13 protein-coding genes are annotated in these 14,629 nt (G+C 70.4%); 3 read left to right on the top strand and 10 right to left on the bottom strand.

The features are described from left to right. Positions 1–256: 256 nt before the first annotated feature. The 8 genes from AB0D99_RS30070 to pgsA form a co-directional block, all read right to left on the bottom strand. Positions 257–1,009, bottom strand: a complete 753-nt coding sequence (locus tag AB0D99_RS30070) for a YebC/PmpR family DNA-binding transcriptional regulator (RefSeq protein ID WP_362369188.1) — start codon at positions 1,007–1,009, stop codon at positions 257–259. A gap of 62 nt (positions 1,010–1,071) precedes the next feature. After that, positions 1,072–1,662 carry a pyridoxal 5'-phosphate synthase glutaminase subunit PdxT gene (pdxT, locus tag AB0D99_RS30065; RefSeq protein ID WP_362369185.1) on the bottom strand — a complete coding sequence of 197 codons (591 nt, stop codon included), beginning with the start codon at positions 1,660–1,662 and terminating at the stop codon, positions 1,072–1,074. 6 nt (positions 1,663–1,668) lie between these two features. After that, the gene (gene pdxS / locus AB0D99_RS30060) at positions 1,669–2,583 is read right to left on the bottom strand and encodes a pyridoxal 5'-phosphate synthase lyase subunit PdxS (protein ID WP_362369182.1); all 915 of its coding nucleotides are present in this window, start codon (positions 2,581–2,583) and stop codon (positions 1,669–1,671) included. A 123-nt stretch (positions 2,584–2,706) separates the two neighbouring features. Continuing rightward, positions 2,707–3,249 carry a hypothetical protein gene (locus AB0D99_RS30055; protein WP_362369179.1) on the bottom strand — a complete coding sequence of 181 codons (543 nt, stop codon included), beginning with the start codon at positions 3,247–3,249 and terminating at the stop codon, positions 2,707–2,709. A gap of 11 nt (positions 3,250–3,260) precedes the next feature. Continuing rightward, entirely contained in the window at positions 3,261–3,902 is a 642-nt protein-coding gene (locus AB0D99_RS30050; RefSeq protein ID WP_362369176.1) for an N-acyl homoserine lactonase family protein, read from the bottom strand. Positions 3,903–4,096: 194 nt separating this feature from the next. Next, positions 4,097–5,260, bottom strand: a complete 1,164-nt coding sequence (locus AB0D99_RS30045; protein ID WP_362369173.1) for a glycosyltransferase family 4 protein — start codon at positions 5,258–5,260, stop codon at positions 4,097–4,099. Next, a complete protein-coding gene (locus AB0D99_RS30040) occupies positions 5,257–6,174 on the bottom strand; it encodes a phosphatidylinositol mannoside acyltransferase (protein WP_362369170.1) in 918 nt (305 codons plus the stop codon). Before AB0D99_RS30040 ends, AB0D99_RS30045 begins: the two co-directional genes overlap by 4 nt. Next, positions 6,171–6,839 (bottom strand): phosphatidylinositol phosphate synthase, encoded by a 669-nt coding sequence (pgsA, locus tag AB0D99_RS30035; RefSeq protein WP_362369167.1) that lies wholly within the window; start codon positions 6,837–6,839, stop codon positions 6,171–6,173. Before pgsA ends, AB0D99_RS30040 begins: the two co-directional genes overlap by 4 nt. A 281-nt stretch (positions 6,840–7,120) precedes the next feature. On the opposite strand from pgsA, the gene AB0D99_RS30030 reads away from it, so the two are divergent. Continuing rightward, positions 7,121–9,328: an elongation factor G-like protein EF-G2 gene (locus AB0D99_RS30030; protein ID WP_362369164.1), complete on the top strand. Its 2,208-nt coding sequence runs from the start codon at positions 7,121–7,123 to the stop codon at positions 9,326–9,328. Positions 9,329–9,550: 222 nt separating this feature from the next. After that, the gene (locus tag AB0D99_RS30025; protein ID WP_362369191.1) at positions 9,551–11,191 is read left to right on the top strand and encodes a hypothetical protein; all 1,641 of its coding nucleotides are present in this window, start codon (positions 9,551–9,553) and stop codon (positions 11,189–11,191) included. Positions 11,192–11,222: 31 nt separating this feature from the next. Here the strand turns inward: AB0D99_RS30025 and AB0D99_RS30020 are convergent, their stop codons facing one another. Beyond that, entirely contained in the window at positions 11,223–11,795 is a 573-nt protein-coding gene (locus AB0D99_RS30020) for an HIT domain-containing protein (RefSeq protein ID WP_362369161.1), read from the bottom strand. Between the two features lie 66 nt (positions 11,796–11,861). On the opposite strand from AB0D99_RS30020, the gene AB0D99_RS30015 reads away from it, so the two are divergent. Continuing rightward, positions 11,862–12,539, top strand: coding sequence for an ion channel (locus tag AB0D99_RS30015; RefSeq protein ID WP_362369159.1), 678 nt, complete (start codon positions 11,862–11,864; stop codon positions 12,537–12,539). 17 nt (positions 12,540–12,556) lie between these two features. Here the strand turns inward: AB0D99_RS30015 and thrS are convergent, their stop codons facing one another. After that, a complete protein-coding gene (gene thrS, locus AB0D99_RS30010; protein WP_362369156.1) occupies positions 12,557–14,533 on the bottom strand; it encodes a threonine--tRNA ligase in 1,977 nt (658 codons plus the stop codon). Between the last annotated feature and the right edge of the window lie 96 nt (positions 14,534–14,629).

The raw sequence follows: 14,629 nt of genomic DNA, 5'->3' as shown, positions 1-14,629 counted from the left end.
GGCCCGGCAAGATAAAATCAGTGGGGCCAATAACTGCTTAACCACCAACCTCCACCCCCCCCCCGCGTTATCCCTCCCCCCGCCGGTGTCCCGCCGCGCCCCCGGGGGTTTACCCGGCCCCCCGCTTTTCCGTCCGCGCCGCGGTGCGCCCGCCGGGCCTGCCTGCCGGGCAGCCGGCGGCCGCCGACGGAAACGGCCGGACCGACGGTGTTCCCGTCGGTCCGGCCGTTTCCGTGCTGCCGGTGCGATGCCCGTATCAGGCGTCGACCTTCTCCATGACCTCGTCGCTCACGTCGAAGTTGGCGAAGACGTTCTGCACGTCGTCGCTGTCCTCCAGCGCGTCGATCAGCTTGAAGATCTTGCGCGCGCCCTCCTCGTCCAGCTCGACCTGCATGGTCGGGACGAAGTTGGAGTCGGCGGAGTCGTAGTCGATGCCGGCGTCCTGGAGGGCGGTGCGGACCGCGACCATGTCGGTGGCCTCGCTGATGACCTCGAAGCTCTCACCGAGGTCGTTGACCTCCTCGGCACCCGCGTCGAGCACGGCGCCGAGGACGTCGTCCTCGGTCAGCTCGCCCTTGGGCAGCACGATGACGCCCTTGCGGTTGAAGAGGTACGAGACCGAACCGGGGTCGGCCATCGAACCGCCGTTGCGGGTCATGGCGACACGGACGTCCGAGGCGGCACGGTTACGGTTGTCGGTGAGGCACTCGATGAGCACCGCGACACCGTTCGGGCCGTAACCCTCGTACATGATCGTCTCGTAGTCGACGCCGCCGGCCTCGAGGCCGCCGCCGCGCTTGATCGCCGAGTCGATGTTCTTGTTCGGAACCGAGCTCTTCTTCGCCTTCTGCACGGCGTCGAACAGCGTCGGGTTGCCGTCCAGGTCGGCACCGCCGGTACGGGCGGCGACCTCGATGTTCTTGATCAGCTTCGCGAAGAGCTTGCCGCGCTTGGCGTCGATCACGGCCTTCTTGTGCTTCGTCGTAGCCCATTTAGAGTGGCCGGACATCTGCCTGTCTCCTTCGCGTAACCCATTTCTGAACGAACCCCAGAGATCTTACCGGGACCTCGTCAGCCCGCGGCGCGCACCATGTCGACGAACAGGGCGTGAATGCGGTGGTCGCCGGTGAGCTCGGGGTGGAACGAGGTCGCCAGGACACGGCCCTGCCGGACGGCCACGATGTGGCCCTCGTGCTCCGCGAGGACCTCGACCTGGGCTCCGACGGACTCGACCCACGGGGCGCGGATGAAGACGCCCTCGACGGGGCCGTCCTCGATGCCGCTGACGGTGACGCCGGCCTCGAAGGACTCGTTCTGCCGTCCGAACGCGTTGCGGCGGACGATCATGTCGATGCCGCCGAAGGTCTCCTGGCCCGAGCGCGGGTCGAGGATCTTCTCGGCGAGCATGATCAGGCCGGCGCAGGTGCCGTACACCGGCATTCCGGCGGCGATGCGCTCGCGCAGCGGCTCCATCAGGCCGAAGAGGTCGGCCAGCTTGGAGATGGTGGTGGACTCGCCGCCGGGTATGACGAGGCCGTCGACCTCGGCGAGCTCCTCGGGGCGCCGGACCGGCCTGGCCACGGCGTCAGCCGCGGCCAGGGCGATCAGGTGCTCCCGTACGTCGCCCTGGAGCGCCAGGACACCGATCACGGGGGTGGTCATGAGTGATTACCAGCCGCGGTTGGCGTAGCGCTCGGACTCGGGGAGGGTGTCGCAGTTGATGCCGACCATGGCCTCGCCCAGGTTGCGGGAGGCGTCCGCGATGATCTTCGGGTCGTCGTAGAAGGTGGTGGCCTTCACGATGGCGGCGGCGCGCTTGGCCGGGTCGCCCGACTTGAAGATGCCGGAGCCGACGAAGACGCCCTCGGCGCCGAGCTGGCGCATCAGCGCGGCGTCCGCGGGGGTGGCGACACCACCGGCGGAGAACAGCACGACGGGGAGCTTGCCGAGCTCGGCGACCTCCTTGACGAGCTCGTACGGGGCGCGCAGCTCCTTGGCGGCGGCGAAGAGCTCGTTGTTGTCGAAGCCGCGCAGCTTGGCGATCTCGTTCTTGATCTGGCGCAGGTGGCGGACGGCCTCGACGACGTTGCCGGTGCCGGCCTCGCCCTTGGAGCGGATCATGGCCGCGCCCTCGGCGATGCGGCGCAGGGCCTCGCCCAGGTTGGTGGCGCCACAGACGAAGGGGGTGGTGAAGGCCCACTTGTCGGAGTGGTTGATCTCGTCGGCCGGGGTGAGGACCTCGGACTCGTCGATGTAGTCGACGCCGAGGGACTGCAGCACCTGGGCCTCGACGAAGTGGCCGATGCGGGACTTGGCCATCACCGGGATGGAGACGGCGCCGATGATCTCTTCGATCATGTTCGGGTCGGACATGCGGGCGACGCCGCCGTCCTTGCGGATGTCGGCGGGGACCCGCTCCAGGGCCATGACGGCCACGGCACCGGCGTCCTCGGCGATCTTCGCCTGCTCGGCGTTGACCACGTCCATGATCACGCCGCCCTTGAGCTGCTCGGCCATGCCGCGCTTGACGCGCGCGGTGCCGGTCTCGGGAGACTGGGTGCTGTTGGGAAGCGTGGTGGACACGGGGACCTCACTCGGGGAAAGCGGCGTGGAGACAAGAGTGAGGAAACAGGCCACCACCAGTCCACATCAAGGGCCAATGGGGAGCCGGTGGATCGTTTTCGCTGTTTTCGCAGGCTACGAGGGTCAGGCTGGGCGATCGGCAAGGGCGACGGGCGGTTCGTCGTCCATTTCGAAGGCGAGCGGGAACGGAGCGTGACCGGCGAGCCGGAACCAGCGCACCTTGCGGTGGCGACGCAGCGCGCGGGCGGCGCGGACGGCGTCGTTGTGGAACCGGCGAGCCATCGGCACCCGGCGGACGGCGGCCGCGAGTTCGTTCGCGGCCTCCTCGCCGCCGGGGGCCTCGCGTACGGCCTCGACCTGCTCGGGCTCGCCGAAGACCGCGCGCAGGGCCTGGCTCAGCTCGCTCTCGGCGACCTCGCGCTGGTCCTCCTCGGCCTGCCGGGCGGCGTGGGCGGCCTCGTAGAGCACGATCGAGGCGGCCGGGTCGAGGACTCCGGAGGTGGCCAGCTCCTGGGCGACCGAGGCGCGGCGGAGCAGCTGGGCGTCGAGGGCGGCCCGGGCCGCGTCGATCCGCGCGTGCAGCCGGTCGAGGCGGCCGGCGGTCCAGCTGAGGTACAGGCCGATCGCGATGAGCGCGACGACGGTCCAGATCAGGGTTTCGGTCACGGGCGCACAGGCTACCGTCGCGGCGGCAGCACCCCTTCCCACAGGTCACGGTCGTGGGCGAAGCGGACCTCTGCCGTCCGCCCGTCGGCGAGCTCCGCGAGCCGGTCGATCCAGGAGCGGTACGGGACGCCGAACTCCGCCGCGACGTCGTACGCCTGCCCGGCGAGGACCGTGACGTGGTCGCCCTGGTCGAGGAGCAGGGACTGGTGCCCCTCGGTGTGGCCAGGGGTGGGCACGACCGTGACCCCCGGCGCGATCGTGTGCTCGCCGTCGATCTCCTGGTAGCGGACGCCGTCGAGCAGCCGGTCGAGCGTGTAGTCGCCCGCCCTGGCGGTCGCCAGTTCCGTGCGCTGGACGAGCACGGGGGTGTCGGGGAAGAGCGGGTTGCCGCCGATGTGGTCGAAGTGGAGATGGCAGTTCACGACGAGGTCGACATCGCGGGCGACGGCGGGCAGCGGGTGACGCGTGGGCCGGTAGTGCGCGTCCGTCTCGGGAGAGCCCTCCCCCATGCCGGTGTCGAAGAGGAGGGTGCCGTGGTCATGGCGGACGAGATACGCGAGCACGGGCTCCACGCGTGCGTGGGTCCCGCCCCACTCCTCGGCCGGCCGCACGAAGTACCCCAGGTCCAGTGGTTCCACGCTCGGTGAGGTCATCGCCCCAGCGTGCCAGCGCCCGGACCGAACCGGCCACGGCGGGAGCGCGATCCGGCCAGGGCCCGGCGGGGTCCGGCCAGGGCCCGGCGCGATCCGGCCAGGGCCCGGGGCGATCCGGCCGGGGCGGGAGCGTGCTCCGCCCAAGGCCCGGCGCGGTCCGGCCGCCGGTCCCCGCCCTTCGGGTCCCGGGCCGTTCAGTCCCGCGACGCCAGGCCGAACCGGGCCCGCAGCCCCGTGCGTTCGTCCGTCGCCACCGAGGCCGCGCCGTCCGTCACCGTCTCGTAGACCGCGAGGATGTCCGCGCCCACTGTCGACCAGTCGAAGCGCCGTACGTGCGCGCTGCCGCGCTTGCGCAGCTCGTCGCGCCGGACCTCGTCCCCGAGCAGCCGGATCGCCGCGTCGGCCAGCGCGTCCGCGTCCTCGTTGGCGAACAGCTCGCCCGCCGCCCCCTGGTCCAGGACCTGGGCGAAGGCGTCCAGGTCCGAGGCGAGCACCGGCGCCGCCGCCGACAACGCCTCGACGAGGATGATCCCGAAGCTCTCGCCGCCCGTGTTCGGCGCCACGTAGACATCGACGCTGCGCAGCAGCCGCGCCTTGTCCTCGTCGCTGACCATCCCGAGGAACTCGACGCGCGAGCGCATCTCGCGCGGCAGCGAGGCGACCGCCTCCTCCTCGTCGCCGCGCCCGGCGACGAGGAGCCGGGTCTCCGGCCGCTCGGCGAGGATCTTCGGCAGGGCCTTCATCAGGACCGGGAGGCCCTTGCGCGGTTCGTCGATCCGCCCGATGAACCCCAGTGTGTTGCCCTGCCACTCCTTCTTCGGCTCGGCCCGTGCGAAGAAGTCCACGTCGACGCCGTTGGGGATGACGACGGCGTCGCCGCCCAGATGCTCGACCAGGGTGCGGCGCGCGTACTCGCTCACCGCGATCCGCGCGCTGATCTTCTCCAGGGCGGGCTGCAGGATCGGGTAGGCCGCGATCATCGCCCGCGAGCGCGGGTTCGAGGTGTGGAAGGTGGCCACGATCGGTCCCTGCGCCGCCCAGCAGCTCAGCAGGCCGAGCGAGGGCGAGGCCGGCTCGTGGATGTGGATGACATCGAAGGTGCCGTCGTGCAGCCAGCGACGCACCCGCGCCGCCGAGAGGAAGCCGAAGTTGAGCCGGGCCACCGAGCCGTTGTACGGCACGGGCACCGCACGCCCCGCCGAGACGACGTACGGCGGCAGCGGCGTCTCGTCGTCGGCGGGCGCGAGGACGGACACCTCGTGCCCCAGCCGGATCAGGTGTTCCGCCAGATCGCGGATGTGGAACTGGACGCCGCCCGGTACGTCCCAGGAGTACGGGCAGACGATGCCGATCTTCACGTCCGCCCTTCCTCCCCGCGCTCCTCCAGGTCGGCGAGCCAGAGTCGTTGGAGCATGTGCCAGTCCTCCGGATGGTCCGCGATGCCGCCGGCGAAGGCATCGGCCAGCGCCTGTGTCATCAGGGACATCTTGTCGGCCCTCGTACCTGACTCGGGTACGTCGATGGGCGCGTGCACCCGCCCCTTCATGACCGGGGTGTCGTCGTACCAGAGGGTCACGGGCAGCAGCAGCGCGCCCGTCTGCTGGGCGAGTATCGCCGGACCGGCCGGCATCCGCGCCGTCTCCCCGAAGAACGTGACCTCGATGCCGGAGGCGGAGAGGTCGCGGTCGGCGACCAGGCAGATCAGGCCACCGGCCCGCAGCCGTCGCGCCAGCGTGCCGAAGGCGGATCCGCCTGTGTGCGGCAGGACCTCCATGCCCAGCGACTCGCGGTAGGCGACGAACCGGTCGTACAGCGTCTCCGGCTTGAGCCGCTCCGCGACGGTGGTGAAGGGCACGCCGAGCGAGCGGGTCACCCACACGCCCGCGAGGTCCCAGTTGGCCAGGTGCGGCAGCGCGAGGATGACCCCGCGCCCCGAGGCGAGACCGTCCTTGAGGTGGTGGACGTCCTTGACGTCGAAGCCGGTGTCGACGCGCTCCTTGCTCCAGGTCGGCAGCCGGAAGGACTCCATCCAGTACCGCATGTACGAGCGCATCCCGGCGCGCGACAGCTCGGCGAGCCGCTCGGGCGTCGCGTCGGGGACCACGCGCGCGAGGTTGGACTCCAGACGCAGCACGCTCTTGCCGCGCCGCTTCCACGCGTAGTCGGCGATCCGCCGGCCGAGCCCCGTCGCCACGGGCTCCGGCAGCTTCTTCACGGTCGACCAGCCGAGCCCGTACAGCCCGTCGGTGAGCCGGTCCTTCATGCCACTCATGACGTCGCCTCGCTCCCCCCGGTGGCGGCCGCGGCCGCGTCCGCCTCCGCCGACTCCCGCCGTACCGTCACCACACGCTGTCCCAGCGTCACCGCGGAGCCCACGGCGACGATCCACAGCGCGATCGGCAGCAGCACCTCGATGCCCGGCACGCCGAAGCCGTGCAGTCCGGCGAGGCCCGCCGCGACCAGGGAGATCACCAGCCGCTCGGCCCTTTCCACCAGGCCGTTGACGGCCACCGGCAGGCCAATCGATTCACCACGCGCCTTGGTGTACGAGACGACCTGGCCGCTGGCCAGGCAGAAGATCGAGACCGCGCACATCACGTTGTCGTCGCCCGTACCCGCGTACCAGAGCGCGAAGCCGCCGAAGATGGCGCCGTCCGCCACCCGGTCGAGGGTCGAGTCGAGGAACGCGCCCCACCGGCTGGAGATCCCCGCCTGCCGGGCCATGTTGCCGTCGACGAGGTCGGAGAAGACGAAGAGCGTGATGACGATCGTGCCCCAGAAGAACTCCCCCCGGGGGAAGAAGACCAGTGCACCCGCCATCACTCCGGCCGTGCCGATGAGCGTGACCGCGTCGGGGCTGACGCCCCGGCGGAGCAGAAACGCGGCGAACGGTGTGAGGACACGCGTAAAAAATGCACGCGCGTACTTGTTCAGCATGGCCTTCCCGAGGTTCGGTGGGCCGCGCGGCCCCTACGACCACCGGCCCGCCCATCGTAGCCAGGACCACCCCCGCCGTTCCCTCGGCCACCCGCCCGTCGCGTCGTGTACGACGTATGGACGCGCCCAGGCGTCGGTGCAAAGCTCGAAGAACCACCGCGGGCATCGCCGGAGCTGCACGCGATCCCCTCCCGCGCCGACTCCCCCGCGCCCGCGCCCCGCCGCACCGTCCGGGCGGCCCACGCCGCGCGACCGGTGCACGCGACCGGGAGGAAGACACCATGGGCGACAAGGCGAACGCACACTCCGGAGCCGCGGGCAGGGCTCCAACGGCCGACCGGCCCTCGGCCGTACGGAACGTGGTGCTGGTCGGCCACAGCGGATCGGGAAAGACGACGCTCGTCGAGGCGCTGGCGCTGACCGCGGGGGCGGTCAACCGGGCCGGACGCGTCGAGGACGGCGGAACGGTCTCCGACTACGACGAGATCGAGCACCGCCAGCAACGCTCCGTACAGCTCTCTCTCGTCCCCCTCGAATGGGGCGGGTGCAAGATCAACCTCCTCGACACACCGGGATACGCCGACTTCGTCGGGGAGCTGAGGGCCGGTCTGCGCGCGGCGGACGCGGCCCTCTTCGTCGTCTCGGCCGCCCAGGAGGCCGACGCGATCGCCGGGTCGACCCGCATGGTCTGGGAGGAGTGCGCGGCGGTCGGGATGCCCCGGGCCATCGTCGTCACCCACCTGGAGACCGCCCGCACCGACTTCGACGAGCTGACCTCCGTCTGCGCCTCGATCTTCGGCGGCGACGACCCCGACGCCGTCCTCCCGCTCTATCTGCCCGTCCACGGCCCCGAGGCCCCGGACGGACATGCCCCGACCACCGGCCTGGTCGGACTGCTCTCGGAGCGGATCTTCGACTACTCCACGGGCGTCCGGCAGGAGATCGCACCGGACGGCGACCAGCAGGAGCTCATCGCGGAGGCCCGTAACCGGCTGATCGAGGGGATCATCGCCGAGAGCGAGGACGAGACCCTGATGGACCGCTACCTCGGTGGCGAGGAGATCGACATCAAGTCGCTCATCGACGACCTGGAGAAGGCCGTCGCCCGTGGCACCTTCCATCCGGTGCTGGCCGCCGCGCCCGCGACGAACGGCGGGAAGCAGGGACTCGGCACCGTCGAGCTGCTCGAACTGATCACCGGTGGATTCCCGACACCGCTGGAGCACGAACTCCCGGCCGTCACCACGCCCGACGGCGTCCCGCGGCCACCGATCACGTGCGACCCCGACGGCCCGCTCGTCGCGGAGGTCGTGAAGACCACCTCCGACCCGTACGTGGGCCGGATCTCGCTGGTCCGGGTCTTCTCCGGCACCCTGCGGCCCGACGAGACCGTCCATGTCTCGGGACACGGGCTGACCGACCGGGGTCACGAGGACCACGACGTCGACGAGCGGGTCGGCGCGCTGACCTCGCCCTTCGGCAAACAGCAGCGCGCGCTCAACCGGGTCATCGCGGGTGACCTCGCCTGCGTCGCCAAGCTCGGCCGCGCGGAGACCGGCGACACCCTCTCCGCCAAGGACGACCCCCTCCTGATGGAACCGTGGACGATGCCCGATCCGCTGCTCCCGCTCGCGATCGAGGCGCACAGCAAGGCCGACGAGGACCGGCTCTCCCAGGGTCTGGCCCGGCTCGTCGCCGAGGACCCCACCATGCGCCTGGAGCAGAATCAGGACACCCATCAGGTCGTTCTGTGGTGTCTCGGCGAGGCCCACATGGACGTGGCGCTCGAGCGGCTGCGCAACAGGTACGGGGTGCAGGTCGACGCCGTACCGCACAAGGTGTCGCTCCGTGAGACCTTCGGCGGGCCCTCGGCCGGCCGGGGCCGGCACGTGAAGCAGTCCGGCGGGCACGGCCAGTACGCGATCTGCGAGATCGACGTGGAGCCGCTTCCCCCGGGCAGCGGCGTCGAGTTCGTCGACAAGGTGGTGGGCGGAGCGGTGCCGCGCCAGTTCATCCCCTCCGTCGAGAAGGGCGTACGTGCCCAGGCCGCGCGCGGGGTCGCCGCCGGATATCCGCTGGTCGACGTGCGGATCACGTTGCGCGACGGCAAGGCCCACTCGGTCGACTCCTCGGACGCCGCGTTCCAGACGGCGGGAGCGCTCGCGCTGCGCGAGGCCGCCGCCGAGGCGAACATCCAGCTCCTGGAGCCGGTGGCGGAGGTCCAGGTCCTCGTCCCCGACGAGTACGTCGGACCCGTGATGAGCGATCTGTCGGGGCGGCGCGGACGGGTCGTCGGAACCGAACAGGCCGGTGCCGGACGGACGTTGGTGCGGGCCGAGGTCCCCGAGATCGAGATCGGCCGGTACGCGGTCGACCTCCGCTCGGTCTCGCACGGCACCGGCCGCTTCGACCGGGCGTACGCCCGGCACGAAGCCATGCCGCCCCATCTCGCGGACAAGATCCGCGAACAGGCGGAGAAGGGCGTCTAGTCACTCCCGTCACAGGTGCTCCCCCTCGCACACGGCCGGATGTCGCCCGTCCGACTCCCCTCGGACGGGCGGCATCCGGCCGACTCGTGACGCATCCACCGGTACCCGGTTACGCTGTGGTGCCCAGCTCAGCAGGTGTGCGGGGCGCGGTAGTTGGGAACAGGCCGCAGAGGAATACGCGGTGAACCACGCGGGCACGCGGCGAGGGGGCATCAGGTGACGATGGGCAGCTTCGGACCCGGGGCGCAGATTCCCCTCCAGGGGTCCGACGGACAGACGGCGGCGACGCATGCGCTCGCCTCCGCCGCGTACCGCGACGGCCCGGTCGAGGAGATCCTCGCCGCCAACAACGACTGGCACAAGTCGACGGTCAAGGAAGGGAAATGGAAGAAGCTCTTCCGGCCCGACCTCGGTGAGGCGTTCTCACGGGCGGTGCAGGTGCGGACGCTCGGCGGGGCGCGCAAGCCGCTGATCCAGTCCTTCGGCACCGAACCGCAGCCCGTGGTCGAGCACTGTCTGGCCGCCACCGGGATCCGCCGGCAGCGGGACACCAGGCTGACGCTGATCACCCTGGTCTTCGGCTTCCTCTTCCTGCCGGGGCTGCTGCTCTGGCTCGGCGTCATCCAGCTGCGCCGCATGGTCGCCGGCACGGAGAACAGGCGCACCAGCGCCATCGGCACGGCCCTGCTGATCGGCGCGGCCCTGCTCGCCGCCATCTTCATGATCAAGCTGCCGGTCGACGGGGTGCTGTCGATCTACCTGCGGGCCATGATCGTGGCCCCGGTCGCCGGCTGGTTCCTCGCCAAGCGGGTCTGCGAGTCGACGGCCAAGGACCTGCGCGAGCGCTGGACCGCCCTGCTCAGCGGCGGCGGCATCGGAGCGAAGGTGCCCGAGGCGGTCCCGCAGGACCCGACCGAGAAGACGGCCGAGGCGCTCCGGCAGAACCTGGAGAAGCTCACCGCCGAGCAGCAGTCCAACGTCGTCTTCTACGCGGGCCCCAAGGGAATACTGGGCATGGGTACGCGCTGGGGCAGCTGGACGCTCGCCGAGGAGCTGATCCCCAAGGAGGGCACGGAGATCCACGACTTCCGCGCCTGGGACGTCGTACGGAAGATCCACGACCAGCTCACGCTGCTGGAGCGCGGCTCCCTCAAGACCGGTTTCCCCAAGCCGACGGTCAAGCACTGGATCGTCTCGCCGGTCGGCGAGGGCGCGGACGAGGTCGCCCGCCCCGACGGCGAGAACATCGTCCACTTCCAGGTGAAGCCGCACGAGATACAGCGCATCTGCAACGACCAGCAGTTCGGCAGCGGCAACCGCCACTACCTGGGGGTGCAGTTCACGCTCTGGGACGGCCAGCTGGTCCTCACGATGATGATCACGGTCACCTCGCTGCTGCACACCCTGCGGGTCGAGGTCACCGGGCACGCCCTGGGGCCGGTGCACTCGCTCTTCACCACCAAGCCCAAGGCGAAGACCAAGGAGGTCTCCAAGACGGTCCGGTTCTGGGAGACCAGGGAGATCCAGCTGCCGCTGGTCGACACCGACGAGGTGGTCCGCCTCGCGGTCCGCGCCCCGCTGACCTGGTTCCCGCCGGTCCTGGACTTCCTCGGCGGCAAGCTCGTCCTGCCGGAGCCCTTCGGGCTGCGGCACGCCTGGGCCGCTCAGCCCTGGCGGCACCGCTTCATGGCCGACGACGCCATCCGCGCGGCGACGCCCGTGATGCGCGCCGTCCACACCGCGACGATCGCCGTGCTCGACGAGCACGGTGTGGACACGGAGCGCTTCACCAACCGCTCGCTGATCCTGAGCGGCGCCATCCAGGACCCGGGCCCGAAGAAGGCCGACGTCTACGACGCCTAGCGGGCCGGGCCCCGCGCTCGCCGGGCTCGCGTCAGGCGAGCTCGGACGAGGCGGGCCAGGCGGTGGCCAGCATGGTGCGGGTGTCGGCGAGGAGCTGCGGCAGCACCTTGGTGTGACCGACCACCGGCATGAAGTTGGTGTCGCCGCCCCAGCGGGGCACCACGTGCTGGTGCAGGTGGGCGGCGATCCCGGCGCCCGCGACCGAGCCCTGGTTCATGCCGATGTTGAAGCCGTGCGCGCCGGACGCGGCCCGCAGCGCGATCATCGCCCGCTTGGTGAACTCGCCCAGCTCGGCGGTCTCCGCGGCGTCCAGATCCGTGTAGTCGGCGACGTGCCGGTACGGCACGACCATCAGATGGCCGCCGTTGTACGGGTAGAGGTTGAGCACGGCGTACACGTGCTCGCCGCGCGCGATCACGAGCCCGTCCTCGTCCGACTTCGCCGGGATCGAGCAGAAGGGACAGCCGTCCTCGGCCCCTGGCCCGGTCGGCTTGTTCTCGCCCTGGATGTACGCCATCCGGTGAGGCGTCCACAGGCGCTGGAACGCGTCCTGCGTCCCCACTCCGATCTGCTGCTCCGGCTCAATCGTCATGCTGTGCAGCATATTGCGTCGCCCGTTCGGAACGTGTCGCCGGGGCGGTGATCACCCCGGCTCGGAGATGCTGATCCGATGAACGAGACGCCGGAGGAGCAGGAACGCTGGGACCGGCGCATGGAGACGCCGCTCGCGGTGGCCTCCCTGCTCTATCTCGCCGGGTACACGGTGCGGGTGCTGGCCCACGGCATGGACCAGGTCTGGCTCGACCTCTGTCTGGCGGTCACGCTCTCCGCCTGGGCCGTCTTCGTCCTCGACTACGTGGTACGGCTCCGGCTCAGCGGTCTCGGGCCCCTGCGCTTCGTCCGCGCGCACCTCCTGGACACGGTGGTGCTGACCCTCCCGCTGCTCCGGCCCCTGCAGATGGTGAAGATCTACGAGCAGATCCAGCGCCGCCGCGACCAGCCCCGGCTCAGCCTCTACGCCCGGGTCATGGCGTACTCCAGCCTCACGGTCGCCCTGCTGGGCTTCGCGGGCGCGCTCGCCGTCTTCCAGCACGAGCGCGGTGCCCCGGACGCCACCATCAGGACCTTCGGCGACTCCCTGTGGTGGGCGGCGGAGACGCTGACGACGGTCGGGTACGGGGACGTGACCCCGGTGACGCCGATCGGCCGGACCATCGCGGTCGGCATGATGGCCTGCGGAGTCGCCCTGCTCGGAGCGGTGACGGGCTCCTTCTCCTCGTGGCTGATCCAGACGTTCACGCGCGAGGACGAGAAGGGGCCCCCGGGGGGTTCCCCGGGGGCCCGCTGAGCTCACGTCGCGGACGGTCAGACCTGGACGCGGTCCTCGACGACCTTGGCGATCTTGGCGATCGCCTCGTCGACCGGGATGCCGTTCTCCTGCGAACCGTCGCGGTAACGGAAGGAGACGGCGCCGGCGGCCATGTCCTCGTCACCCGCGATGATCATGAACGGGACCTTCTGCTTCTGCGCGTTGCGGATCTTCTTCTGCATCCGGTCCGAGGAGGCGTCGACCTCGACCCGCAGCCCCTGCTTCTTCGCCTTGGCGGCGAACTCCTGCAGGTACGGGATGTGGGCGTCGCCGATCGGGATGCCGGTCGCCTGGACGGGGGCCAGCCACGGCGGCATGGCGCCCGCGTAGTGCTCCAGGAGCACGGCGAAGAAGCGCTCGATGGAACCGAACAGCGCGCGGTGGATCATGACCGGGCGCTGCTTGGTGCCGTCGGGGCCGGTGTACTCCAGGTCGAAGCGCTCCGGCAGGTTGAAGTCGAGCTGCACGGTCGACATCTGCCAGGTACGGCCGATGGCGTCGCGCGCCTGCACGGAGATCTTCGGACCGTAGAACGCGGCGCCGCCCGGGTCGGGGGTGAGGGGAAGGCCCTGCTTCTCGGCGACCTGCTGGAGGACCGCGGTGGCCTCCTCCCAGATCTCGTCCGAGCCGACGAACTTCTCCGGGTCCTTGGTGGACAGCTCCAGGTAGAAGTCGGTCAGACCGTAGTCGCGCAGCAGGTTCAGGACGAAGGTGAGGGTCTTGTCGAGCTCCTCCGCCATCTGCTCCTTGGTGCAGTAGATGTGCGCGTCGTCCTGGGTGAAGCCGCGGGCCCGGGTCAGGCCGTGCACGACGCCGGACTTCTCGTACCGGTACACGGTGCCGAACTCGAAGAGTCGCAGCGGCAGCTCACGGTAGGAGCGCCCGCGCGCGTCGAAGATCAGGTTGTGCATCGGGCAGTTCATGGGCTTGAGGTAGTAGTCCACGCCCTCGTCGAGCTGCATGGGGGGGTACATGCCCTCGGCGTACCAGTCGAGGTGGCCCGACTTCTCGAACAGCTTGCCCTTGGTGGCATGCGGCGAGTAGACGAACTCGTAGCCCTCCTCCTCGTGCCGCTTGCGCGAGTAGTCCTCCATGACCCGGCGGATGATGCCGCCCTTGGGGTGGAAGACGGCGAGGCCGGAGCCGATCTCGTCCGGGATGGAGAAGAGGTCGAGCTCGTTGCCGAGCTTGCGGTGGTCGCGCTTCTCGGCCTCGGCGAGGAAGTCGAGGTGGGCCTTGAGCTCGTCCTTCGAGGGCCAGGCGGTGCCGTAGATGCGCTGGAGCATCGGGTTCTTCTCGCTGCCGCGCCAGTAGGCGGCCGCGTTGCGCATCAGTTTGAACGCCGGGATGTTCCGGGTGGTGGGCAGGTGGGGGCCTCGGCAGAGGTCCTTCCAGCACAGCTCGCCGGTCTTGGCGTCCAGGTTGTCGTAGATGGTGAGCTCGCCGCCGCCGACCTCGACGCTGGCGCCGTCGTCGGTCGAGGCGGAGCCCTTGATGCCGATGAGCTCCAGCTTGTACGGCTCGTCCGCGAGCTCCTCGCGGGCGGCCTCGTCGGTCACCACACGACGGGAGAAGCGCTGGCCCCGCTTCTGGATCTCCTGCATCTTCTTCTCGACGGCCTTGAGATCCTCGGGCGTGAACGGCTTCTCGACGTCGAAGTCGTAGTAGAAGCCGTCCCGGACCGGCGGGCCGATGCCCAGCTTGGCCTCGGGGAAGAGCTCCTGCACGGCCTGGGCCATGACGTGGGCGGTGGAGTGGCGCAGGATGTCGAGGCCGTCCGGGGACGAGATCTCTACGGGCTCGACGACATCGCCCTCGGCGACGACGTAGGTGAGGTCCTTCAGCTCACCGCCGACGCGGGCGGCGATCACGGACCGGTCGTCGGCGAACAGCGCGCCGGCGGTGGTGCCCGCGCTCACCGCCCGATCCTCGGCTCCTGAGGCGGACTGGACGGTCACACGGACATCAGACACGAATGCTCTTTCCCTAGGGACGCGGGCAGACACGAGGTGCCGGCGTCGACGGCGCACGGCAGAGACGAGGTGCCGCGCGCCTAAATCCTAAAGGTT

It is taken from the genome of Streptomyces sp. NPDC047971 (assembly GCF_040653355.1).
Taxonomy (GTDB): domain Bacteria; phylum Actinomycetota; class Actinomycetes; order Streptomycetales; family Streptomycetaceae; genus Streptomyces.
Note: the sequence above shows the minus strand (reverse complement) of the source record. Positions and strands in the feature narration are given on the sequence as shown.

Bases quoted from the DNA above. Each gene is read 5' to 3' on its own strand.
- pdxT (WP_362369185.1), bottom strand. From the start codon at position 1,662: ATGACCACCCCCGTGATCGGTGTCCTGGCGCTCCAGGGCGACGTACGG.
- AB0D99_RS30025 (WP_362369191.1), top strand. From the start codon at position 9,551: ATGGGCAGCTTCGGACCCGGGGCGCAGATTCCCCTCCAGGGGTCCGAC.
- AB0D99_RS30015 (WP_362369159.1), top strand. From the start codon at position 11,862: ATGAACGAGACGCCGGAGGAGCAGGAACGCTGGGACCGGCGCATGGAG.
- AB0D99_RS30030 (WP_362369164.1), top strand. From the start codon at position 7,121: ATGGGCGACAAGGCGAACGCACACTCCGGAGCCGCGGGCAGGGCTCCA.
- AB0D99_RS30020 (WP_362369161.1), bottom strand. From the start codon at position 11,795: ATGCTGCACAGCATGACGATTGAGCCGGAGCAGCAGATCGGAGTGGGG.
- AB0D99_RS30050 (WP_362369176.1), bottom strand. From the start codon at position 3,902: ATGACCTCACCGAGCGTGGAACCACTGGACCTGGGGTACTTCGTGCGG.
- AB0D99_RS30040 (WP_362369170.1), bottom strand. From the start codon at position 6,174: ATGAGTGGCATGAAGGACCGGCTCACCGACGGGCTGTACGGGCTCGGC.
- AB0D99_RS30070 (WP_362369188.1), bottom strand. From the start codon at position 1,009: ATGTCCGGCCACTCTAAATGGGCTACGACGAAGCACAAGAAGGCCGTG.
- pgsA (WP_362369167.1), bottom strand. From the start codon at position 6,839: ATGCTGAACAAGTACGCGCGTGCATTTTTTACGCGTGTCCTCACACCG.